At 62.7% G+C, this 19,282-nt stretch carries 22 protein-coding genes; 14 read left to right on the top strand and 8 right to left on the bottom strand.

What is annotated here, in order from left to right:
• Positions 1 to 54: 54 nt before the first annotated feature.
• Complete coding sequence (locus tag AWT76_RS09265) at positions 55 to 1,377, bottom strand: FliI/YscN family ATPase (RefSeq protein ID WP_072246101.1); 1,323 nt, start codon at positions 1,375 to 1,377, stop codon at positions 55 to 57.
• 104 nt (positions 1,378 to 1,481) lie between these two features.
• On the opposite strand from AWT76_RS09265, the gene AWT76_RS09260 reads away from it, so the two are divergent.
• The 10 genes from AWT76_RS09260 to AWT76_RS09215 are packed head-to-tail and all read left to right on the top strand — an operon-like array spanning position 1,482 to position 7,305.
• The gene (locus AWT76_RS09260) at positions 1,482 to 1,847 is read left to right on the top strand and encodes a FlgB family protein (RefSeq protein ID WP_072246100.1); all 366 of its coding nucleotides are present in this window, start codon (positions 1,482 to 1,484) and stop codon (positions 1,845 to 1,847) included.
• Between the two features lie 11 nt (positions 1,848 to 1,858).
• Positions 1,859 to 2,251, top strand: a complete 393-nt coding sequence (flgC, locus tag AWT76_RS09255; RefSeq protein WP_072246099.1) for a flagellar basal body rod protein FlgC — start codon at positions 1,859 to 1,861, stop codon at positions 2,249 to 2,251.
• 15 nt (positions 2,252 to 2,266) lie between these two features.
• The gene (fliE, locus tag AWT76_RS09250) at positions 2,267 to 2,557 is read left to right on the top strand and encodes a flagellar hook-basal body complex protein FliE (protein ID WP_072246098.1); all 291 of its coding nucleotides are present in this window, start codon (positions 2,267 to 2,269) and stop codon (positions 2,555 to 2,557) included.
• A 4-nt stretch (positions 2,558 to 2,561) separates the two neighbouring features.
• Positions 2,562 to 2,828 carry a flagellar biosynthetic protein FliQ gene (locus AWT76_RS09245; RefSeq protein ID WP_072246097.1) on the top strand — a complete coding sequence of 89 codons (267 nt, stop codon included), beginning with the start codon at positions 2,562 to 2,564 and terminating at the stop codon, positions 2,826 to 2,828.
• Between the two features lies 1 nt (position 2,829).
• Positions 2,830 to 3,546, top strand: coding sequence for a flagellar hook-basal body complex protein (locus tag AWT76_RS09240; protein WP_072246096.1), 717 nt, complete (start codon positions 2,830 to 2,832; stop codon positions 3,544 to 3,546).
• A gap of 18 nt (positions 3,547 to 3,564) precedes the next feature.
• Positions 3,565 to 4,350 carry a flagellar basal-body rod protein FlgG gene (gene flgG, locus AWT76_RS09235; protein ID WP_072246095.1) on the top strand — a complete coding sequence of 262 codons (786 nt, stop codon included), beginning with the start codon at positions 3,565 to 3,567 and terminating at the stop codon, positions 4,348 to 4,350.
• Positions 4,350 to 4,775, top strand: a complete 426-nt coding sequence (gene flgA / locus AWT76_RS09230; RefSeq protein WP_072246094.1) for a flagellar basal body P-ring formation chaperone FlgA — start codon at positions 4,350 to 4,352, stop codon at positions 4,773 to 4,775. Before flgG ends, flgA begins: the two co-directional genes overlap by 1 nt.
• A gap of 31 nt (positions 4,776 to 4,806) precedes the next feature.
• Entirely contained in the window at positions 4,807 to 5,532 is a 726-nt protein-coding gene (gene flgH / locus AWT76_RS09225) for a flagellar basal body L-ring protein FlgH (protein WP_072246093.1), read from the top strand.
• A 17-nt stretch (positions 5,533 to 5,549) separates the two neighbouring features.
• On the top strand, positions 5,550 to 6,014 hold the full coding sequence (locus AWT76_RS09220) for a flagellar basal body-associated FliL family protein (protein WP_072246092.1): 465 nt from the start codon (positions 5,550 to 5,552) through the stop codon (positions 6,012 to 6,014).
• A 49-nt stretch (positions 6,015 to 6,063) separates the two neighbouring features.
• Positions 6,064 to 7,305, top strand: coding sequence for an aminopeptidase (locus AWT76_RS09215; RefSeq protein ID WP_342667165.1), 1,242 nt, complete (start codon positions 6,064 to 6,066; stop codon positions 7,303 to 7,305).
• Here the strand turns inward: AWT76_RS09215 and AWT76_RS09210 are convergent.
• From AWT76_RS09210 to kynU, 7 genes are all read right to left on the bottom strand, one after another.
• Positions 7,302 to 7,643: a hypothetical protein gene (locus AWT76_RS09210; protein ID WP_072246091.1), complete on the bottom strand. Its 342-nt coding sequence runs from the start codon at positions 7,641 to 7,643 to the stop codon at positions 7,302 to 7,304. The two genes, AWT76_RS09215 and AWT76_RS09210, sit on opposite strands and share 4 nt — an antisense overlap.
• Positions 7,640 to 8,725, bottom strand: coding sequence for an EscU/YscU/HrcU family type III secretion system export apparatus switch protein (locus AWT76_RS09205; RefSeq protein ID WP_072246090.1), 1,086 nt, complete (start codon positions 8,723 to 8,725; stop codon positions 7,640 to 7,642). The genes AWT76_RS09210 and AWT76_RS09205 overlap by 4 nt, the downstream gene beginning before the upstream one ends.
• Positions 8,722 to 9,513, bottom strand: coding sequence for a flagellar biosynthetic protein FliR (locus AWT76_RS09200; protein WP_072246089.1), 792 nt, complete (start codon positions 9,511 to 9,513; stop codon positions 8,722 to 8,724). Before AWT76_RS09200 ends, AWT76_RS09205 begins: the two co-directional genes overlap by 4 nt.
• A complete protein-coding gene (gene flhA, locus AWT76_RS09195; protein WP_072246088.1) occupies positions 9,510 to 11,591 on the bottom strand; it encodes a flagellar biosynthesis protein FlhA in 2,082 nt (693 codons plus the stop codon). The genes AWT76_RS09200 and flhA overlap by 4 nt, the downstream gene beginning before the upstream one ends.
• The gene (locus AWT76_RS09190) at positions 11,588 to 12,325 is read right to left on the bottom strand and encodes a lytic transglycosylase domain-containing protein (RefSeq protein WP_082700156.1); all 738 of its coding nucleotides are present in this window, start codon (positions 12,323 to 12,325) and stop codon (positions 11,588 to 11,590) included. Before AWT76_RS09190 ends, flhA begins: the two co-directional genes overlap by 4 nt.
• A 75-nt stretch (positions 12,326 to 12,400) precedes the next feature.
• Positions 12,401 to 13,759 carry an oligosaccharide flippase family protein gene (locus tag AWT76_RS09185; RefSeq protein WP_072246087.1) on the bottom strand — a complete coding sequence of 453 codons (1,359 nt, stop codon included), beginning with the start codon at positions 13,757 to 13,759 and terminating at the stop codon, positions 12,401 to 12,403.
• Between the two features lie 68 nt (positions 13,760 to 13,827).
• A complete protein-coding gene (gene kynU / locus AWT76_RS09180; RefSeq protein WP_072246086.1) occupies positions 13,828 to 15,021 on the bottom strand; it encodes a kynureninase in 1,194 nt (397 codons plus the stop codon).
• 114 nt (positions 15,022 to 15,135) lie between these two features.
• Here kynU and AWT76_RS09175 point away from each other — a divergent pair, with 114 nt between their 5' ends.
• The 4 genes from AWT76_RS09175 to AWT76_RS09160 all read left to right on the top strand — a co-directional run bounded on the left by AWT76_RS09175 (position 15,136) and on the right by AWT76_RS09160 (position 19,273).
• On the top strand, positions 15,136 to 15,531 hold the full coding sequence (locus AWT76_RS09175; protein WP_072246085.1) for a rhodanese-like domain-containing protein: 396 nt from the start codon (positions 15,136 to 15,138) through the stop codon (positions 15,529 to 15,531).
• A complete protein-coding gene (locus tag AWT76_RS09170; protein WP_141655920.1) occupies positions 15,528 to 15,974 on the top strand; it encodes a methyltransferase family protein in 447 nt (148 codons plus the stop codon). The genes AWT76_RS09175 and AWT76_RS09170 overlap by 4 nt, the downstream gene beginning before the upstream one ends.
• Before the next feature lie 275 nt (positions 15,975 to 16,249).
• Positions 16,250 to 17,821 (top strand): Re/Si-specific NAD(P)(+) transhydrogenase subunit alpha, encoded by a 1,572-nt coding sequence (locus tag AWT76_RS09165; RefSeq protein WP_072246084.1) that lies wholly within the window; start codon positions 16,250 to 16,252, stop codon positions 17,819 to 17,821.
• Positions 17,822 to 17,836: 15 nt separating this feature from the next.
• Positions 17,837 to 19,273 carry an NAD(P)(+) transhydrogenase (Re/Si-specific) subunit beta gene (locus AWT76_RS09160; protein ID WP_072246083.1) on the top strand — a complete coding sequence of 479 codons (1,437 nt, stop codon included), beginning with the start codon at positions 17,837 to 17,839 and terminating at the stop codon, positions 19,271 to 19,273.
• Positions 19,274 to 19,282 lie beyond the last annotated feature (9 nt).

The raw sequence follows: 19,282 nt of genomic DNA, 5'->3' as shown, positions 1-19,282 counted from the left end.
ATGCAGGTTCGCGCATGGGTTTAGACCTATCGCGCCACCGGGAAAACCCCTTATCTAGGGCTTGGCGGGTGGGTCCAGACATTGGGCAAGTTTGGCGAATGCCCCGCGCACCCCATGCGGTGCCATCTCTGCCATGAAGGCATCCAGCGCAGGCCAGACCGCCACGGCGCGATCCAGCAGCGGGTCTGTGCCGGGCTCATACAGGCCCGCCTGTATCATCATCTCGGACCGGTCATAGGCGCCCAGCAGGCGGCGCGCCTCTGCCAGCCTTGCGTTTTCTTCTGGGCTGGCCGCGCGCGGCAGCGACCGGCTGACAGAGCGCAGCACATCCACCGCCGGAAAGCGGCCACGTTCGGCAATGGCGCGGTCCATGACCACATGCCCGTCCAGCACCCCGCGCAATATGTCGGCCACCGGTTCCTCCATATCGGACCCAGCCACCAAGACGGTGAACACCGCCGTGATCGCGCCAACCCCGTCTTGCCCCGGCCCCGCACGTTCGGCCAAGGCCATGATGCGGTGCGACAGCGACGGGGGAAAACCGCGCAAAGAGGCGCTTTCACCGCTGGCCAGCGCCACCTCGCGGTGGGCTTCGGCCATGCGTGTGACGCTATCCGCCAGCAGCAGCACATGCTTGCCCTGATCGCGGAAATGCTCTGCCACGGTCATCGCGGCCTCGGCGCAGCGTTTGCGGGTCAGCGCGGGCTGGTCGGATGTCGCGGTCACGATCACCGCGCGTTTCAAGCCATCTTCGCCCAGCACGTCTTCGACAAACTCGCGCAATTCGCGGCCCCGTTCCCCGATCAGCCCGATAACCACCACATCGGCCTGCACCAGCCGCGCGAAATTGCCCAAAAGCATGGTTTTGCCCACGCCAGAGCCTGCGAATAGGCCAATGCGCTGCCCGGCAACCAAGGGCAGGAACGTGTTGAAAACGGCCATGCCGGTATCCAGACGCTGGCCCAAACGCCCGCGCCGTGCGGGGTTGGGCGGTGCGGAAGTGACCGTGCGCGGGTGCGGGCCCATTGCCAATGGCCGCCCGTCCAGCGGCTGGCCAAACGGGTCGATGACGCGGCCGATCCAGCTTGTGTCGGGCGCAAGCTGGCGCGGCCCCAGCAATTCGGCACTGTCGCCCAAGGCCAGACCGACCGGGTCACCATTTGGAAAGGCGTGAAGGCGGTCGCTTTCCAGCCGCACAACCTCTGCAAGAATGGGCGCGCCTTGCGCCGGGTGCAGCGCAATCCAGTCGCCCAAGCGCGCATTTTGCGACAACCCGTCCAGCACAACGCATTGTCCGTGGCTTTCAATCACATGCCCGAACAATCGCACCGGGCGAAGCGTGGCCACGGCAGCGCGGAGTTTTGCGATACGATCCATCTTCCCTCATTCAACTTAAACGCGCATAGGCACGGTCTTGCTTACCGAACATTAAGCGAATCAGCCTTAAGGCTTTGTGTATCGCAATGACGGGAGAAGCCCTCATGTTAGACACACCAACCATCATGCGGCTGTCACAGGCCATGGCGCGCCACGCCGCGCAGCGTCAGGTCGTCATCTCGCAGAACGTGGCCAATGCTGACACGCCCGGCTTTCGCGCGCGTGACGTGGCGTCCTTCGGCACCTACCTGCAACAGGCAGGGGTTATGGACAATCTGCGCGCAGGCCGCCTGCACCACATGGACCCGCCACGCCTGTTCGAAATTGGCGGCGCCCAAGCCCCCAATGGCAACAGTGTTTCGTTAGAGCATGAGATGATGCGCGCCGCTGAAACCCGGCAGTCGCATGATCTGGCATTGGCTGTCTATGGCTCTGCCCGGGGCATCCTGCGCGCGGCGCTTGGCCGATAGAAGGGGGGCCTATGGCAGACCTGTTTTCCACCTTCAGCATTGCCGCCTCTGGCATGGATGCGCAATCGCGCCGGATGCGGCATGTGGCAGAGAATATCGCCAATGCCGACACCCCCGGCTACCGGCGCAAAACCATCGATTTTATCGCCCAACTTGACCGCGCGCGCGGGGTCACAACCGTGGCCACAGGACCGGTCAAGCTGGACCGAGGCGAGCTGCCACGCGTTTATGACCCCGGCCACGCGTTGGCGGATGAGGACGGCTATTACCTGGGCTCGACCGTCTCCACCATGATCGAGATGGCCGATGCCCGCGAGGCCGGGCGCAGTTACGAAGCAAATCTGGCGATGTTCGATCAGGCGCGGCAGATGTCACAAAGCCTGATTGACCTGCTGCGACGCTAACAAGGATTGAAACCAATGCAAATTCCATCTTCTCTTGCCATCAGCGGCTATGACCGCGCCCGCGACGCGGCCCAACCCGGCCCAACCCCAGCCCGCGCCGAGGCGGCTTTTGGGCAGGCGGTCGGGGGGGTCGTGTCTGGGCTACATGCCAATGAACAGGCGGCCACGGCCTCTATGGTCAGCGGGGCCGACCCCCATGCGCTTGTGCAGGCGCTGGCCGATACAGAGCTTGCCGTGCAGACCGCCGTCAGCGTGCGCGACAGGGTGGTCGAAGCCTATCTGGAAATCCTTCGGATGCCGGTCTGACACCATGGATGAGGTGATCTTTTTCGACACTCTGCGGCAAGGGCTGTGGATCGGCACGCTGATCTCTGCGCCCATCCTTGGGGCGGCGCTGGTAGCGGGGGTGGGCGTTGGCTTGTTTCAGGCGCTGACTTCTATTCAGGAAATGTCGCTAACCTTCGTGCCAAAACTTTTGGCCATTGTCGCGGTGTTCTGGGTCTCGATGAGCTTTATGACCGCCACGCTGGTCAGCTATTTTCAGGACGAAATCCTACCACTGATCGCGGGGGGCTAAGATGGACAATGCATCTTATGTTATGCTGACCCGAATGTCGGGGTTGCAGCGCGAATTGCAGGTGGTGGCGCATAATATCGCCAACGCCGCCACCACGGGCTATCGCCGCGAAGGCGTTGTCTTTTCCGAATTCGTGGTCGGCATGGGAAGGGCCGAGCCGTCAATCTCGATGGCGTTGGGCAATACGCGCCAGACAATACAGCTTCAGGGGGGCATGTCGCAGACCAATGCTCCGTTTGATTTCGCGGTCGAAGGCGACGGGTTTTTCCAGTTGGAAACCGCCCAAGGCCCAAGGCTGACACGCGCGGGTATATTCACCCCGAATGCGGCAGGTGAACTGGTCAACCCCGATGGTCATCGGCTGCTTGATGCCGGGGGCGCGCCGATCTTCGTGCCCCCGGATGCGCGCGATGTGAAACTGGCGCGCGATGGCACTCTGTCGGCAAATGGCGTGCCGTTGGGGCAGGTCGGGCTGGTCATGCCCGCCGACCCGGTCGCCATCTCGCGCGCGGCAGGCACGCTTTTCGCGGTCGAGGGCGACGTGGTCCCGGTCGAGAACCCGCAAATCCTGCAAGGTTTCCTCGAAGAATCGAATGTCGACCCGATGCTGGAATTGTCGCGCATGATCGAAGTGCAGCGCGCCTATGAGCGCGGCAAAAGCCTGATGGACCGCGAGGATGACCGCATCAAGGGCGTGATCCAGACACTTGGCCGTTAACCAGAACCGGAGGTTCGAATGAAAGCCCTGCAAATTGCCGCGACCGGCATGACCGCACAACAAATGCGTGTGGATACAATTTCCAACAATCTCGCGAATATGAGCACCACGGGGTATAATGCCCGCCGCGCCGAATTCGCCGACCTGCATTACCAGCAATTCGCGCGCGCCGGTTCCATCTCGGCCTCTGACGGCACGGTGTTGCCCACCGGCGTGCAGGTTGGGCTTGGCGTGCGACCAGCCGCGGTGGGGATGCAAATCCAGCAAGGGGCTTCAACCTATACCGGCAATGATCTGGATGTCGCGATCGAAGGCAAAGGCTATCTGGAAGTGACCCTGCCCAATGGCGATGCGGCCTATACCCGCGACGGTGGCCTGAAGCGCACCGGCGACGGGTTGATCGTGAATTCCGAAGGCTACGAACTGGCCCCCGGCATCGTTATCCCGAGTGACGCGCGCGATCTAAGCATCAATTCAGAGGGTGAGATATTCGCCTATTTCATCGGCAATATCCAGCCGCAGCGTCTGGGGCAGTTGACCCTTGCCAATTTCACCAATGAAAAGGGGCTAGAGGCGATCGGCTCGAACCTGTTTTTGGAAACCGAAGCCTCTGGCCCCGCCTTTCAGGGCGTGCCGGGCCAAGATGGCTTGGGCACCTTGCGCCAAGGCTATCTGGAAGAAAGCTCAGTCGACCCGGTGCGCGAGATGACTGAACTTATCAAGGCGCAGCGTGGCTATGAACTGAATGCCAAGGTCATCACCGCCGCCGACCAGATGATGGGCGCAACGACGCAGGTGCGCTGATGTGGCCGCTTGTGCTGCTGGTGTTGGTGCCGCTGCCGGCCTTTGCCGACGCCTTGGTCGCAACCCGGCTTATCCGCGCGACAGAGGTGGTGCGCGCGGGCGATGTGGCCGTGCAGCGCGGCCAACTTCCGGGCGTGGCCAGCGACCCGGTGCAGGTGGTTGGGCTGGAAGCGCGTGTCGCCATCTATCCGGGCCGCCCGCTGCGGCTGGCCGACCTTGCGCCCGCCGCGGTGATAGAGCGCAACGAAACCGTCACGATGCTCTATCGCCAAGGCGGTCTGACCATACGTTCGGAAGGGCGCGCGCTGGGGCGCGCGGCACTGGGCGATACGGTGACGGTGATGAACCTTGCCTCGCGCCAATCGGTGCAGGGCCGTGTCACCAGCTTCGGCCAGGTCGATGTCGGCCCGACAACAACGCCATGAGACATGCACCCCCTGCCGCGAAGGAAACCCCATGCGCCCGCTGATACTGCCTTTGATGTGCCTGCCGCTTTTGGCCTGCGAACCGCTATCCCAAGTGGGGCGCGCACCAGATTTCACCGCCCCAGAGGATGGTTTCGAACATGCTGCCCTATATCGGGTGCCGTTGCCCGATGAAAGCGTGGTTGACACGCCCAAGGACCGCGCCTCGCTCTGGTCGGCCGGGGAGCGTTCTTTACTTGGGGACCGGCGCGCGTCCTCGCCCGGCGATATTCTGACCGTGGTCATAGAGATTGACGACAGCGCGCAGATGTCAAACACCACCGCGCGCGGGCGCAGCGGTTCCAATAGCATGGCCGGTCCGTCGCTTTTCGGCATTCCCGAAGCGATTGACCGCAATTTGCCGGGGGGCCTAAGCCTTGCAGCCGGGATCGAAACCCAAGGCGGGACAGAGTTTTCCGGCAGCGGGTCCGTCAGCCGCAATGAACAACTGACCCTGCGTGTCGCCTCGACCGTGGTGGAACGGCTGCCCAATGACATTCTGCGCATCGAAGGGCGGCAAGAGGTGCGCGTCAATCATGAATTGCGCGAATTGCTTGTCACCGGCTATGTGCGCCCCGCCGATATCTCGCGCCAAAATGAGATCGGCTATGACAAGATCGCCAATGCGCGCATTTCCTATGGTGGGCGCGGTATCCTCTCTGGCGTGCAGCAGCCGCGCTATGGATCGCAGATTCTGGAAATCATCACGCCTTTCTAAGGGCATCTGGAGGGGCCATGGCCAAGATCCTACCGATCCTGTTGATGTTGCTGGGCCTTGCGGGCGGGGCGGGGGCTGGCTTTGTGCTGCGCCCGGCGCCAGAACCGCTGCCCGAAGGCACGCAGACCGAAGCGGCAGCGCCGATCGAAGCCCCTGTGACCGAGCTTTACGAGTTCGACGGACAGTTCCTTGTCCCGTTGGTCGCGGCGGGGCGCGTGACCTCTATCGTGGTGATCGAACTGGCGCTGGAGGTTGAGGCAAGCAGCAGTCTTGCGGTTGCCGACAAAGAGCCGTTGCTGCGCGACCGGATGCTGCAAATCCTGTTTGACCATGCCAATACCGGCGGGTTCGAGGGGATGTTCACCGCGCATAACACCTTGGCGCTGCTGCGCAAGGCGTTGCTGGAATCGGCTGTGCAGGTCATGGGCGACGGCGTGGTGTTTGAAGTGCTTATCACCAATATCCTGCGCAACGGCGCTTGACCCCGCGCCTGTGATGACCCAGCTTCTGGCCAATAACATGGAGGCTGGGATGCGTGATATGACCGATCTGGACCAAGATATGTTGCAGGCGCTGGCGCGGCTTGCGGTGCGGGTTGGTGTAAACCTGCAACCCGAGCAGGAATTGGTCATGACCGCGCCCACAAGCGCCTTGCCCTTGGCCCGCGCTATCACGGCAGAAGCCTATCGCGCCGGGGCAAAACTGGTAACACCCATCCTGAGCGACGCGGAAATCACGCGCGCGCGCTATCTGCACGGCACGGACGCCGCGTTCGATCATGCGCCGGGCTGGCTGTATGACGGGATGGCGCAAGCCTGTAGTGACGGGGCTGCCCGCTTGGCGCTGGTGGGCGAAGACCCGTTTTTGCTGTCGGACCAGAACAGCGCCCATGTCGGCCGCGCCAACCACGCCAATGCGTCGGCCTACCGCCCGGCGCTGTCGCATATCGCTGGGTTTCGGATAAACTGGTCGATCATCGCCTGCCCGACACCGGCCTGGGCTGCACGCATCTTCCCCGATTTGCCAGAGGCCGAGGCGGTGGCGAAACTGGCCCAGTCAATTGCGCGCACCGCGCGACTGGACCGCGACGACCCGGTCGCCGCTTGGGCCGAGCATAATGCCGCGCTGGCTGCCCGCTGCGCCGCGCTGAACACAGCGCGCTTTGACGCGCTGCATTTTACCGGCGCAGGCACGGATTTGCGTGTCGGTTTGGCCGATGGCCATGTCTGGCAAGGCGGCGCGTCACAGGCGCGCAACGGCGTAACATGTAACCCCAATATTCCGACCGAAGAAGTGTTCACCACCCCCCATGCCGACCGGGTCGATGGGGTGGTGCGTGCGACGAAACCCCTGTCGCACCACGGCACGCTGATCGAGGCGATCGAGATGCGCTTTGAGGGCGGGCGGGCGGTATCCGCCACGGCGACTCGCGGACAAGACGTGCTGTCGCAGATGATCGGCACCGATGCGGGGGCGGCACGTTTGGGCGAAGTGGCGCTCGTGCCGCATGGCTCGCCGGTGTCGCAATGCGGGCATCTGTTCTACAACACGCTGTTTGATGAAAACGCGGCGTCGCATATCGCCATGGGGCAATGTTATGCGTCATGCTTGGACGGGACCGACCTGTCCCCGCAAGAGATCGCGGCGCGCGGCGGCAATTCCAGCCTGATCCATGTGGATTGGATGATTGGCGACGGGCGCACCGATGTGGACGGGCTGCGCAACGGCGCCGACCCGGTGCCGCTGATGCGCGCGGGTGCTTGGGTGATCTAGCGCTCCTGACCTTTCGGGGCGCGTTTGGCGCGCAGTTTCTCCAGCACTTGCGCGCGCCCCATGCTGCGGGCGCAAACCGCTTTTTGGGCCATGACCTGCGCGGTCTGGCGGGCCAGAACCGGGTTCAGGCGAATGCGGTTTTGCTCTGCCCAGCGCGCATGGGCCAGACGCGCGGCATTCAGTGCCGGATCTTCGTCAATCTCGATCCGGGTGGATAGGCGGTCGATTTTGTTCGCAAGCGCCTGACGTTCGCGCGCAAGCCTGCCCAGCCGCGCAAGATCGCGGTCGCGCAACAGCGCGGCAAGCTGGCCCAATTGCTCCAACCCAGCGCCGCTCATGCCCAGCGGCCTTTGGCGGCCTTGGCGCGCATCGCCTCTGCAAAGCGGATGGCGGCAGCGACCGCGCCGTAATGTTCCGGCGCAATTTCCGCGCCGATATCGACACTGGCATGCAGCGCGCGGGCAGTGGGCGGGTCGCGGTGCAAGGGCACACCTGCTTCTTGCGCGCGCTCGCGGATGCGCGCGGCAACCTCATCGGTGCCCTTGGCCACGCAGACCGGCGCGCCCAGATCGGTGGCGGACCATTTCAGCGCGACGGCATAATGTTCGGGGTTCACGATCACCACATTCGCTTGCGGCACATCTGCCAACATGCGGTTGGTGGCAATCTCGCGCCCTCGGCGGGTGCGTTCGCTTTTGGCATGGGGGTCGCCCTCTGTCGACTTCATGTCGTCGCGCATTTCCTTGTGCGACATGCGGTTCTTGCGCAGATGCTCTGCGCGTTGCCAGAAAAAATCGATCGCGCCGATAAGCATGGACAGCACGAAAACCAGCAGCAAAAAGCGCAGGACCATCTGCATCAGCTCTGTCGAGGCGAGCGCCGGGGTCAGATACAGGCTGTGCAGAATATTGGGCAATTCGTGCAACAGGAACACCCACAGCACCGCAGAGATGACCGCCAGTTTGACGGTGCTCTTGGCGAATTCGAACAAGCCGCCCCGCCCGAACTTGTTTTGCGCGTTCGAGATCAGGGAAATGCGCGACAGCTTGGGGTGCAGTTTCTCGGGGGCGAAAATGACGGCGCGCTGCGCAAACAAGGCCGCCCAGACCAGCGCGAAGGGCAGTGCGAATAGGGGCAGGCTGGCCAGCACGGTGTCAGCAATGACGGTGCCGATCACAGGGCGCGCGCCCTGTGCGGCCAGTGCCGACAGGCTGTCGGCCTGTTGCAGCAGCACGGTGCCCAACTCTCCAAGCCGGGTTATGCCGGATTGCCCAAGTGCCACGGCCGCGATCAGCAGCCCCAGATAGGCGGCGGCGGTATTGATATCGGTCGAGCGTGGCACCTCGCCCTTGCGGCGCTGCTCTTCCAGCTTGCGCTGGCTTGCCTCGAATTCCTTTTCGGTGCTGTCCTCTTCGCTCATGGCGTGCCCTCCAACGGGTCGGCAATGAAGCTGGCAAATGCGTCATGCCAGATTGGCAGGATCATCGGCACGGTCAGCAACAAAAGCGCCAGCCCGGCAAAGGTGATCGCGGGCGCCCCGACAAAGGCGACCATCAATTGCGGCATGGCTTTGTTGATGGCGCCAAGCGCAACGTAGAAGACCAGCGATAGGATGACGAATGGCATAGACAGCGAAAAGGCCAGCGCGAAAGCGCGCGAGACCTGCGCCACGCCCCAATCGCCCATATCGCTTGCGTTGGGGAAGCGGCCGGGCGCAATGAATTGATAGGACAGCAGCAGCAATTCCGTCAGCCGCACATGCAGCCCCAATGTGACCGCCAAGGCCAGCCCGCCCATGACCAGAATTTGCGACATGGCCGGTTGCGGGTCCACCCCTGCGCCACCAAAAAATTGCGATAGCGACGTGGCTTGCGCGGCGATGGTTCCGGCAATTTGCAGCACCACCACGAACAAGCGCAGCCCCGCGCCCAAGGCAAACCCGGCAACGGTTTCCGTGGCAACAAGGGAAAGAAGTGGCACCGGGCTTTGCGGCAAGGGGGGAAGATCGGGGGCCAGCGCGGGGGTGATGACGGCGGTGAAGGCCAGTGCCAATGCGATGCGCACCCGGACCGGGACGACCGCTTCGCCGAAGGCGGGCAGCAAGGTCATCATCGCGCCGACGCGCAGGAACACGACCAATGCGGCCTGCAATATGGGGCCGAAAGCCGCGCCAAGGTCATTCAGCGCTGCGACCAGATCGGCGCTCATGCCGCGACCGTTCCGACCAGCGCGGGCCGCGCCTCGAAGCCGATTTCCTCGTAGCTGAGCACTGGCGCTTGCAGCCCCTTGGCCACCATCGCCGTGCGCAGGAACCGGCGGCGGCGCGACGAAATGACCAGCGCCGGGCTGATGCCATTTGCGCCAAGCCCTGACAGCTTCTCGGCAATGCTGTTTGTCAGGCGTCCGAAATCCTCTGGCGGCAAGGCGATGTCGGCGCTGCCCTGATCGCCGGAAAGTTGGTAAGTGGAAAACAGGGTTTCCCATTCCGGGGCAAGCTGCACCAGCGGCACTGTGCCATCGGGGCGCTTTAGCTTGGCGACAAGCTGAAAACCCAACCGCTGGCGCACATGTTCGCACAGGGTTTCGGGCGATTGGCCCGTGCCGCGCATTTCTGCCAGCGCTTCTAGGATAAGCGGCAGGTTGCGGATTGACACACGTTCGTCCAACAACAAGCGCAGCACGCTTAGCAGCGTGTCGAGCGGCACCTTGTCGGGGATCAGTTCTGACAGCAGCCGTTTGTTGGCATCGGCGCGCGTGGCATCGCTCAGGCTGCTCAATTCGTCCAGCACGCGGTTCAGGCTGCGATATGTCAGAAGCCGCCCAAGGTTCGCTTTCAGCACTTCCAGCAGATGGGTGGCCAGCACTTCTATGGGGGCAACGACCGTTGCGCCCGAGAGTGCGGCGTCTTCCTGTGCGGCGCGGTCAATCCAGCGGGCCGGGGCATGGTATACGGGTTCGGACACGTCCTCTCCCGGTGTGGCAAGGGTCTTGTCGGCGCCGATCAGGGCCAGCACCTTGTCTTGCCGCAGCCGGTCGCGGGCCTGTTCGACCCCGTGGATCAGAATGGCATAGCTGCCTGCGGGCAGGCTGGCCTCGTCCGTCAGGCGGATTTCGGGCAGGATCAGCCCGAATTCGCGCGCGACATGGGCGCGAATGTTGCTGATACGCGCATCCAGCCCAAGCGCGGGGTCCAGCACCATTGGCACAAGGTCGGGGGCGAATTGGACATGAATTTCGTCAAGGTCGAGCACGTCTCCCAAGCCCGGCCCGGGCGCAGAGGCAGGCAGCGGGACAGCTTCGGGTTCGGCGGCCTGCGCGGCTTTGCGCTGCGCGATCCAGGCCAGACCGATAAGCAGCGCCGCCCCCGCCATGAAGGGCACGAAGGGCAAGCCCGGCACCAGCGCGAACAGGCCCATCAGCACCCCCACCGTGGCCAGCGCCGAAGGGTAGCGGCCCAATTGGTCGAAGAGCTGGCTGTCGGTTGCGCCATTTGCCCCGCCACGCGCCAGCAGAAGTGCGGCCGCGATAGAGATGATGACCGCCGGGATCTGGCTGACCAGCCCGTCGCCCACGGTCAGAATGGCGTAGGTTTCAAACGCGTTGCCCAGTGACATGCCATGCATCATGGTGCCGTTTATCAGCCCCATGATAATATTCAGAAGGGTGATGAGCAGCCCCGCCACCGCGTCGCCCTTGACGAATTTCGACGCGCCATCCAGCGAGCCGTAGAAATTGGTTTCCGCCTGTTCGGTTTCGCGGCGGCGCTTGGCTTCGGCATGGTCGATGGCACCCGCCGACATGTCGCTGTCAATGGCAAGCTGTTTGCCCGGCATCCCGTCCAGCGCGAAGCGTGCGCCCACTTCGGCCATGCGGCCTGCGCCCTTGGTGATGACGATGAAATTCACGATCAGCAGCACAAGGAAGATCACGACCCCCAGAAACACCGATCCGCCCATGACGAAATTGGCAAAGCCTTGGATCACGCCGCCAGCCGCATCCGTGCCGGTATGCCCTTCGCCTATGATAAGTTTGGTCGAGGATACGTTCAGCGACAAACGCAGCATGAGCGACGCCAAAAGCACGGTCGGGAAGATCGAAAAATCCAGCGGGCGCTGAATGAACAGTGTGACCGTGAACATCAGGATCGCCAGCCCGAAGGACAGGGCCAGCCCAAGGTCCAGCGCCCAAGCCGGGATGGGCAGGATCATCATCACGATCACTGCCATGAGGGCGAGCGCCAGCAGGATCGTGGGTTGAAACACCAAACGCGGGTTGAGCAGTGTCATTTCGCGGTTTTCCCAAGCTGGATCAGTGGCCGCGCCCCGCCCAATATAGAGGCCGGCACGAGCGAGCCGCGACTGCCCGCGCCGGGGCCTGTAAGCAGCGCAAAGCCAGTCTGTGCGGGGCGCGTGGCGGTGGGGTGCGCCAAGGGGTTCACTGCCAGATCAGCAGCGGGCAGAAGTTGGCGCGCATAGCCTTCATAGCGCGCCAGATAGCGCTTGGCATGATCGGGGTTGCGTGAGTGATAGGCCCCGACCGCTTCTTTCCAGTCGCCCAAGCGCTGATAATGCGAGCGTAGGTAGCGCGCCGCATAATCGGCATTCTGCGCCGGGTCGAGCATGTCGTCGAGGCTGGCGAAGTTTTCGCCATGCCAGCGGTAGTTCAGCTGGAAACAGCCGAAATCGAGATTGCGCCGCCCGCTGTCGAGGAGGGCGCGCGCGGTGGCCTTGGCACCTGATTTGTCGGGCAGCCAATGGCTTTGGCCACCTGCGTTCAGCGCCCATGGCCAGGGGCGCATGGCCCCGCCCTGTTTGCGCCCGGTTTCCAGCAAGGCCACCGTGCGCAGCACATCGGGGGGCACGTTGTGCCTTTGCGCGGCGGCAAGGGCTGCGCGGTCGCAAAGTGCAGCGTCCGACGCCGCCAATGCAGGCCCAAAGGCTGCGATCAGTATTGCCGAGGCTGCGGCAAAGCAAAGCCAAGCGGATTTCAGGCCATAACGGGCGGGTCTGGATGCGGGCAAGGCACACTCCGATTCGAACGCTTCTGCAAGTTCGAGATCAGAAATAGCCCGCAGGGGGTTACGATAGTGTAAGCATTACGGAAGCAGCGGTGCGATCTTGTCCCAGTGCAGGCTGAGCGCCGCCGCAATAGGCACGAACGCCAGCGCCCCAAAGATCGCGTCATGCCGTTTGTCCCAGACGCCTGTATGCCGCGCCAGTGCCGCCACCGCCGGATAGGCCAGCACAAAGGCGATGGCCTGTCCCAAAAGCGCGCCCGGCAACCCTGCCAGTGCGGCCCCTGTCACAAAGCAGCCGGTTTGCACTGTGGCGCGAAAGGCGACGACCCAGAAAAACCGTCGCGAGTCGCCCCGCGCGAGCGCCGCCTGTTCATAAGTCAGGATAACCAGCGAGAACATCTGCGCGCAGCTAATCATGACGATGATCGGCCCGGCCTCTGCATAGCGGTCGTCGTAAAGCAGGTCGATCAGCGCAGGCCCGATCAGCGCCATGATGGTCAGCATTGCCATGACAGCCGCGGTCAAGCCCATGCGCATACGGCGGATTTTGCGGTCATGTTCGCCGTCCCGCCCGGCGAACATTTCGCGGTAGGACGGGATCAGCAGTTTCGACATCATGGTATGGGCCATGAGAACGGGAAAGAAGGCTAGGAAATAGGCGATATTGTAGATGCCCAGTTTTTCCACCGTCAGGAACACGCCCAAAATGGCGCGGTCGCCTTGCAGCAGCACAAAGCCAAAGGCGGATGACAGCATGATCCAACCGCCAAAGCGCAGCAATTCGTGGCCCGCCGCCTGTTCCCAGCGCAGGCGGTTGCGCGGGCCGGTCAGCAGGGTCCATTCCATGACAAGCTTGGCAAGCCCGGTGACCAGAACGCCAGCGACCAGCGCCCAATAGGTCTGATACAACCAAGCCAGCGTGACCATGGCAAGGATGCCAACGAACTGCGATCCAAGCTCTATGCCCATGATGCGCCCCAATTGCAGGTGGCGCTGCGCAAGGAACACGCGCGTGGGCGCGGCCCCCAGCATGACCAGCGACAGACCGCCCAAGGGCAGAATCCACATCAGTTCCGGCGCTTCATAAAGCCATGCGGCAGGCCAAGCCAAGGCACAGGCGATCAACCACAGCACGACGCCGCGCATCAGGTTCAGGGTCCAGGCGGTGTTCAGAAAATCCGGGTCTTCGCCGCGTTTGTTTTGCATAATGGATTGCGGCACACCGGTATCCGACAGCATGGTCAGCCCGGTCAGCACCATGGCCATCAGCGCCATCAGGCCAAAGGCTTCGGGAAACAGCAGGCGCGCTAGAATCAGGTTAGAGGCAAAGCGCATCCCCTGCGACAGGACAAACCCGCCAGAGGTAAAAGCCGCGCCGCGCATCACGCGCTGCACGAAACTGCGGGGGGGCTGGATCGGATCTGTGCCTGCGCTCATGCGTGTCGGGCCTTTGGCTTGGGGTGTCGCCGGGCTAATCCGAAAACCCGGCAATCTTGTGACACGCCTTAGGTGACTTTGGCGCGTGCGTGAAATTCGGGACGGTCCCAGCGGCCTGTGGCCATGATGTCGCAAAGCGTTTCGGCGGCTTGCGTGACATCTTCGGGCGACAGGTAAAGCGGCGTGAATCCGAAACGCAAAATATCGGGTGCGCGGAAATCGCCGATCACACCCTCGGCAATCAGCGCCTGCATGATCGCGTAGCCTTGGCTATGGCGGAAGCTGACTTGGCTGCCGCGCTGCGCGTGCGCGCGCGGGGTGGCAAGGGTCAGGGCAGGGCAGGCGGCCTCGACCACGGCGATGAACCTGTCTTGCAATTCCAGCGACCGGCTGCGCAGATCGTTCATATCCACGCCTTCCCACACGTCAAGTGCTGCGTCGAGTGCTGCCAGTTGCAACACCGGCGGCGTGCCCACGCGCATCCGCTCAATGCCTGCGCCGGGGCGGTAGTCTAGGTCAAAGGCGAAAGGCGATTCATGCCCCAGCCAACCCGACAGCGCCGGGCGCACTTGGTCAGCCAGCCGTGGCGCGACATAGATGAAGGCCGGGCCACCGGGGCCGGAGTTGAGGTATTTGTAGCTGCACCCCACGGCGAAATCCGTGTCATTGCCCGCCACATCGACCGGGATTGCCCCCGCCGAATGCGCCAGATCCCAGACCACCAACGCGCCCGCGGCATGGGCCTTTGCGATCAGGCGGGCCATGTCATGTTTGCGCCCGGTGCGGTAATCGACTTCGGTTATCATCAGAACGGCGACGCTATCGTCAATCGCATCTTCGACCGCTTCGGGGGCGACGGTTTTTAGGGCATAATCCGACCCCAGCGTGCGGCACAGCCCCTCGGCCATATACAGGTCTGAAGGGAAATTGCCGGTATCGGACAGGATGACCCGCCGGTCGGGCCGCAGCTCCAACGCAGAGGCCAGCGCCTGATAAACCTTGATCGACAGTGTATCGCCCATCACGACCGTTCCCGGTGCCGCCCCGATCAAGCGGCCCACGCGGTCGCCGACGCGGGCGGGCAGGTCCATCCAGCCTGCCTTGTTCCAGCCGGTAATCAGCATTTGCCCCCATTCATCGGCAATGGCCCGCGCGACCCGCTCTTTCGCGGCGTGCGGCAGCGGGCCAAGCGAGTTTCCATCCAAGTAGATCACCCCTTTGGGCAGGTCGAACATGGCGCGGGTGGCGGCGAAATCGGTCATGGGCGGGTTCCTTTTGCTGGGCCTATCGGTGGCGACACGGGGCGCAAAGGTCAAGGCTCTTGCATTCCAGATGCACATACTTGAATGTCATCACATGTTTGAAGGGAGAGCGTTATGCGCATTATTCTTGCGTCGGTGATGGCAGCCAGCTTGTGGGGTGCGCCCGTCGCGGCCAGCGATCTGGCCGACGATATTGCAGGGTATCTGGATTTTGCAGGCTATACAGAGGGCGTTGTCCAGCCCGAACAACTGACCGCCGACATCTTGCCCGGTGTTACCTTTGTCGATGTGCGCTCTGCCGAGGAATACGCCGCCGATGCGATTGACGGGGCCATCCATATCGAATGGCGGCAGGTCGTGGCGCGTGCCGATGAACTGCCCGCAAGCGGTATGGTGGTGATGTATTGCAACACGGCCATTCTGTCATCGCAGGCAATGTTGGTGGCCCGGCTGATGGGGCATGACAATGTGCTGGTGCTGCAAGGCGGGCGCGCGGCGTTCCAGCCGTGAAGCTGACGCTTGATTACCCACCGGTCTGGCTGCTGGGGGCCTTGGGCCTTGCCAAGGTTGAAACGCTGCTGCTTGGCCCGGCCTTTCAGGTCGATGCGCTGACATTGATCGGCAATCTGCTGTTTTGGGCGGGTCTGGCGCTCATGGGGGCGGCGGCGCTGTCTTTCTTGCGTGCGCGGTCCACCATTGTGCCGCATGAACAACCCGCCAAGCTGATTACCGGCGGTTTGTATCGCCTGTCGCGCAACCCGATCTACTTGGCCGACCTGCTGCTTCTGGGCGGGTTGGCCTTGGTCTGGGGGTCTGTTGCGGGGCTGGTCTTGGTGCCGGTTCTGGGCCGGATTCTGACCCGGCGCTTCATCGAACCCGAAGAAGCGCGCTTGCGCGCGGCTTTCGGCCCTAAGGCAGACGCGTTTTTCGCCCGCACTCGGCGTTGGGTCTAATCCGGTCTGTCACAGGGCGCAACGTCGCGACACCCGGTCGCATCGGCGCGCCAAACGGTCGGAAATGTTTGGCAACCCTTGCAAATCGGGCACATTTCCGCAATTCAGGATGCGTGATGAGAGGAGCGGATCGCTGCACTGCCGCAACGATCTTATCGTAACGTTTATTGGCACCTTGTGAAATATTCTTGCGCAAGCTATGCAGGCGCAGGATCGAAAAGATCGCGGGTTTGTCCGCATCACGGGCGCATCAACAAGCAAAGGGGGGACGACGGGTGAAAGTCGGGGCCTTAAAAGAGATCAAGCCGGGCGAAGCGCGTGTCGCATTGACGCCGGACTCAGCTGCGCAGTTGCAAAAGCTGGGGCATGAATGTGTTGTTCAGTCCGGCGCGGGCGATGCCGCCGGGTTCAATGATGCAACCTACGAGGCTGCTGGCGTGACCGTTGTGGCCGATGCGCAGGCTGTGCTCGATGCGTCGGATATCGTTGTCAAGGTGCGCGAACCGGAACTGGACGAGGTCAAGCGCCTGCGCGAAGGGCAGACGCTGATTTCCTTCTTCTGGCCAGCGCAGAACGCAGAAATGCTGGAAGCGGCCAAGGCAACCGGCGCGACCGTGATCGCCATGGACATGGTGCCACGCATCAGCCGCGCGCAGAAAATGGATGCGCTGTCATCCATGGCCAATATCGCGGGCTACCGCGCGGTAATCGAAGCGGGCAACAATTTTGGCCGTTTCTTCACCGGGCAGGTGACGGCGGCGGGCAAGATCCCGCCCGCGCGCGTGTTGATCGTGGGCGCTGGCGTGGCGGGCCTGGCCGCGATTGGCACCAGCACAAGCCTTGGCGCGATTACCATGGCGTTTGATGTGCGCCCGGAAGTGTCCGAGCAGATCGAATCGATGGGCGCGGAATTCGTGTTCCTTGAATTCGACGAACCGGCGCAGGACGGTGCGGCAACCGGGGGCTATGCCGCCCCGTCCAGCCCCGAATTCCGCGAAAAGCAGCTGGCGAAGTTCCGCGAATTGGCGCCCGATGTCGATATCGTCATCACCACGGCGCTGATTCCGGGGCGGCCCGCGCCCAAGCTGTGGACCGAAGACATGGTCGCGATGATGAAGCCGGGATCGGTCATCGTTGACCTTGCCGCTGAAAAAGGCGGCAATTGCGACCTGACCGTGATGGATGAGCGCGTTGTCACCGAAAACGGTGTCATCATCATCGGTTACACGGATTTCCCGTCGCGGATGGCCACGCAATCTTCCACGCTTTACGCGACGAACATTCGCCACATGCTGACCGACCTGACCCCCGAGAAGGACGGTGTCATCAACCACAACATGGAAGATGACGTGATCCGCGGCGCGACGGTCACCCATGCGGGAGAGATCACCTTCCCGCCGCCACCGCCCAAGGTGGCCGCGATTGCCGCCAAGCCCAAGGAAAAGGTCAAGGAACCGACGCCGGAAGAAAAGCGTGCGGCAGAGATTGCGGCCTTCAAGGCGCAGACCCGGCAACAGGTTACATTGCTGACCGTGGCAGGGGCGCTGTTGCTGGCCGTGGGGCTTGTGGCCCCCGCCAGCTTCATGCAGCATTTCATTGTTTTCGTGCTGTCGGTCTTCATCGGGTTCCAGGTTATCTGGAATGTCGCGCATTCGCTGCACACACCGCTGATGGCCGTGACCAACGCGATTTCGTCGATCATCATCTTGGGCGCATTGATCCAAATCGGGTCAAGCAGCATGCTGATCACGATCCTTGCCGCGGCAGGCATCTTCATGGCGTCGATCAATATTTTCGGCGGCTTCCTCGTGACACGGCGCATGCTCGCCATGTTCCAGAAATCCTAAGGCGGGGGACACGTCATGGAATACGGATTCACGATTGCGACCTATGCGGTCGCGGCAGTTCTTTTCATCCTTAGCTTGGGCGGTTTGTCTGGCCAGGAAAGCGCCAAACGCGCGGTCTGGTATGGCATTGCGGGCATGGCGATTGCCGTGATCGGCACGCTGATCGGGCCGGGCGCGGGGCTTTGGGGTGCTTCCCTTGTGCTGATCGCGCTTGGCGCGGGCGTGGGCTACCAACTGGCCACCAAGGTTCAGATGACGCAGATGCCCGAGCTGGTGGCGATCATGCATTCGCTGGTTGGTCTGGCGGCGGTCATCGTGGGCTTCAACGCCGATATGACCATCAACATGGTGCAGGCCGCACAAGCGGCCGGTGACGCCGTGGAAGGCGCCTTCGCCACGCTGGTGGCCAAGAAGGACGGCGTTGAAATTGCCATTCTGCGCATCGAACTGGTGCTGGGCATCTGGATTGGTGCTGTCACCTTCACCGGGTCGGTCATTGCCTATGGCAAGCTGGCGGGCAAGGTCGACACATCGGCCAAGAAACTGCCGGGCGGGCATATGCTGAACGCGGCCGCAGCCGCAGGCTCTCTGGCGTTGATGTTTGCCTATCTGGGCGGAAGCGGTAGCTGGACGCTGATCTTGCTGACGCTGCTGGCATTGTTCATCGGCTATCACCTGATTATGGGCATCGGCGGGGCCGACATGCCGGTCGTGGTGTCCATGCTCAACAGCTACTCGGGCTGGGCGGCGGCGGCGATCGGCTTCAGCCTTGGCAATGACCTGCTGATCGTGGTGGGCGCGCTGGTCGGCTCTAGCGGTGCAATCCTAAGCTACATCATGTGCAAAGCGATGAACCGCAGCTTTGTCAGCGTCATTCTTGGCGGCTTCGGCGGCGGCGCTGCTGGCGAGCAAATGGCGGTCGAAGGTGAACAGGTCGCCATTGACGCAGGCGGCGTGGCAGCTGCGCTGAACGAGGCGGACAGCATCGTCATCGTGCCGGGCTATGGCATGGCAGTGGCGCAAGCCCAGCAGACAGTGGCGGAACTGACGCGCAAACTGCGCGCGCAGGGCAAGACGGTGCGCTTTGCCATCCACCCCGTGGCGGGCCGCTTGCCGGGGCATATGAACGTGCTCTTGGCCGAAGCCAAAGTGCCCTATGACATCGTGCTGGAAATGGACGAGATCAATGACGACTTCCCGGATACGGATGTGGTCATCGTCATCGGCTCGAACGACATTGTGAACCCGGCGGCACAGGATGACCCAAACAGCCCCATCGCCGGTATGCCGGTGCTGGAAGTGTGGAAAGCCAAACAGGTTTTCGTGTCCAAACGCGGGCAGGGCACCGGCTATTCCGGCATCGAAAACCCGCTATTCTACAAGGACAACACCCGTATGTTCTACGGCGATGCGAAAGCAAGTTTCGACAGCTTGTTGCCGCTGATCGACTGATCGTATTGT

The organism is Roseibaca calidilacus (genome assembly GCF_001517585.1).
In the GTDB taxonomy this organism is placed as follows: domain Bacteria; phylum Pseudomonadota; class Alphaproteobacteria; order Rhodobacterales; family Rhodobacteraceae; genus Roseinatronobacter; species Roseinatronobacter calidilacus.
This window is presented reverse-complemented; position numbering and strand designations above follow the sequence as displayed.

What these genes read in the sequence shown, in the direction of transcription:
- AWT76_RS09265 (WP_072246101.1), bottom strand. Translation starts at nt 1,377, where the DNA reads ATGGATCGTATCGCAAAACTCCGCGCTGCCGTGGCCACGCTTCGCCCG.
- AWT76_RS09260 (WP_072246100.1), top strand. Translation starts at nt 1,482, where the DNA reads ATGTTAGACACACCAACCATCATGCGGCTGTCACAGGCCATGGCGCGC.
- flgC (WP_072246099.1), top strand. Translation starts at nt 1,859, where the DNA reads ATGGCAGACCTGTTTTCCACCTTCAGCATTGCCGCCTCTGGCATGGAT.
- fliE (WP_072246098.1), top strand. Translation starts at nt 2,267, where the DNA reads ATGCAAATTCCATCTTCTCTTGCCATCAGCGGCTATGACCGCGCCCGC.
- AWT76_RS09245 (WP_072246097.1), top strand. Translation starts at nt 2,562, where the DNA reads ATGGATGAGGTGATCTTTTTCGACACTCTGCGGCAAGGGCTGTGGATC.
- AWT76_RS09240 (WP_072246096.1), top strand. Translation starts at nt 2,830, where the DNA reads ATGGACAATGCATCTTATGTTATGCTGACCCGAATGTCGGGGTTGCAG.
- flgG (WP_072246095.1), top strand. Translation starts at nt 3,565, where the DNA reads ATGAAAGCCCTGCAAATTGCCGCGACCGGCATGACCGCACAACAAATG.
- flgA (WP_072246094.1), top strand. Translation starts at nt 4,350, where the DNA reads ATGTGGCCGCTTGTGCTGCTGGTGTTGGTGCCGCTGCCGGCCTTTGCC.
- flgH (WP_072246093.1), top strand. Translation starts at nt 4,807, where the DNA reads ATGCGCCCGCTGATACTGCCTTTGATGTGCCTGCCGCTTTTGGCCTGC.
- AWT76_RS09220 (WP_072246092.1), top strand. Translation starts at nt 5,550, where the DNA reads ATGGCCAAGATCCTACCGATCCTGTTGATGTTGCTGGGCCTTGCGGGC.
- AWT76_RS09215 (WP_342667165.1), top strand. Translation starts at nt 6,064, where the DNA reads ATGCGTGATATGACCGATCTGGACCAAGATATGTTGCAGGCGCTGGCG.
- AWT76_RS09210 (WP_072246091.1), bottom strand. Translation starts at nt 7,643, where the DNA reads ATGAGCGGCGCTGGGTTGGAGCAATTGGGCCAGCTTGCCGCGCTGTTG.
- AWT76_RS09205 (WP_072246090.1), bottom strand. Translation starts at nt 8,725, where the DNA reads ATGAGCGAAGAGGACAGCACCGAAAAGGAATTCGAGGCAAGCCAGCGC.
- AWT76_RS09200 (WP_072246089.1), bottom strand. Translation starts at nt 9,513, where the DNA reads ATGAGCGCCGATCTGGTCGCAGCGCTGAATGACCTTGGCGCGGCTTTC.
- flhA (WP_072246088.1), bottom strand. Translation starts at nt 11,591, where the DNA reads ATGACACTGCTCAACCCGCGTTTGGTGTTTCAACCCACGATCCTGCTG.
- AWT76_RS09185 (WP_072246087.1), bottom strand. Translation starts at nt 13,759, where the DNA reads ATGAGCGCAGGCACAGATCCGATCCAGCCCCCCCGCAGTTTCGTGCAG.
- kynU (WP_072246086.1), bottom strand. Translation starts at nt 15,021, where the DNA reads ATGACCGATTTCGCCGCCACCCGCGCCATGTTCGACCTGCCCAAAGGG.
- AWT76_RS09175 (WP_072246085.1), top strand. Translation starts at nt 15,136, where the DNA reads ATGCGCATTATTCTTGCGTCGGTGATGGCAGCCAGCTTGTGGGGTGCG.
- AWT76_RS09160 (WP_072246083.1), top strand. Translation starts at nt 17,837, where the DNA reads ATGGAATACGGATTCACGATTGCGACCTATGCGGTCGCGGCAGTTCTT.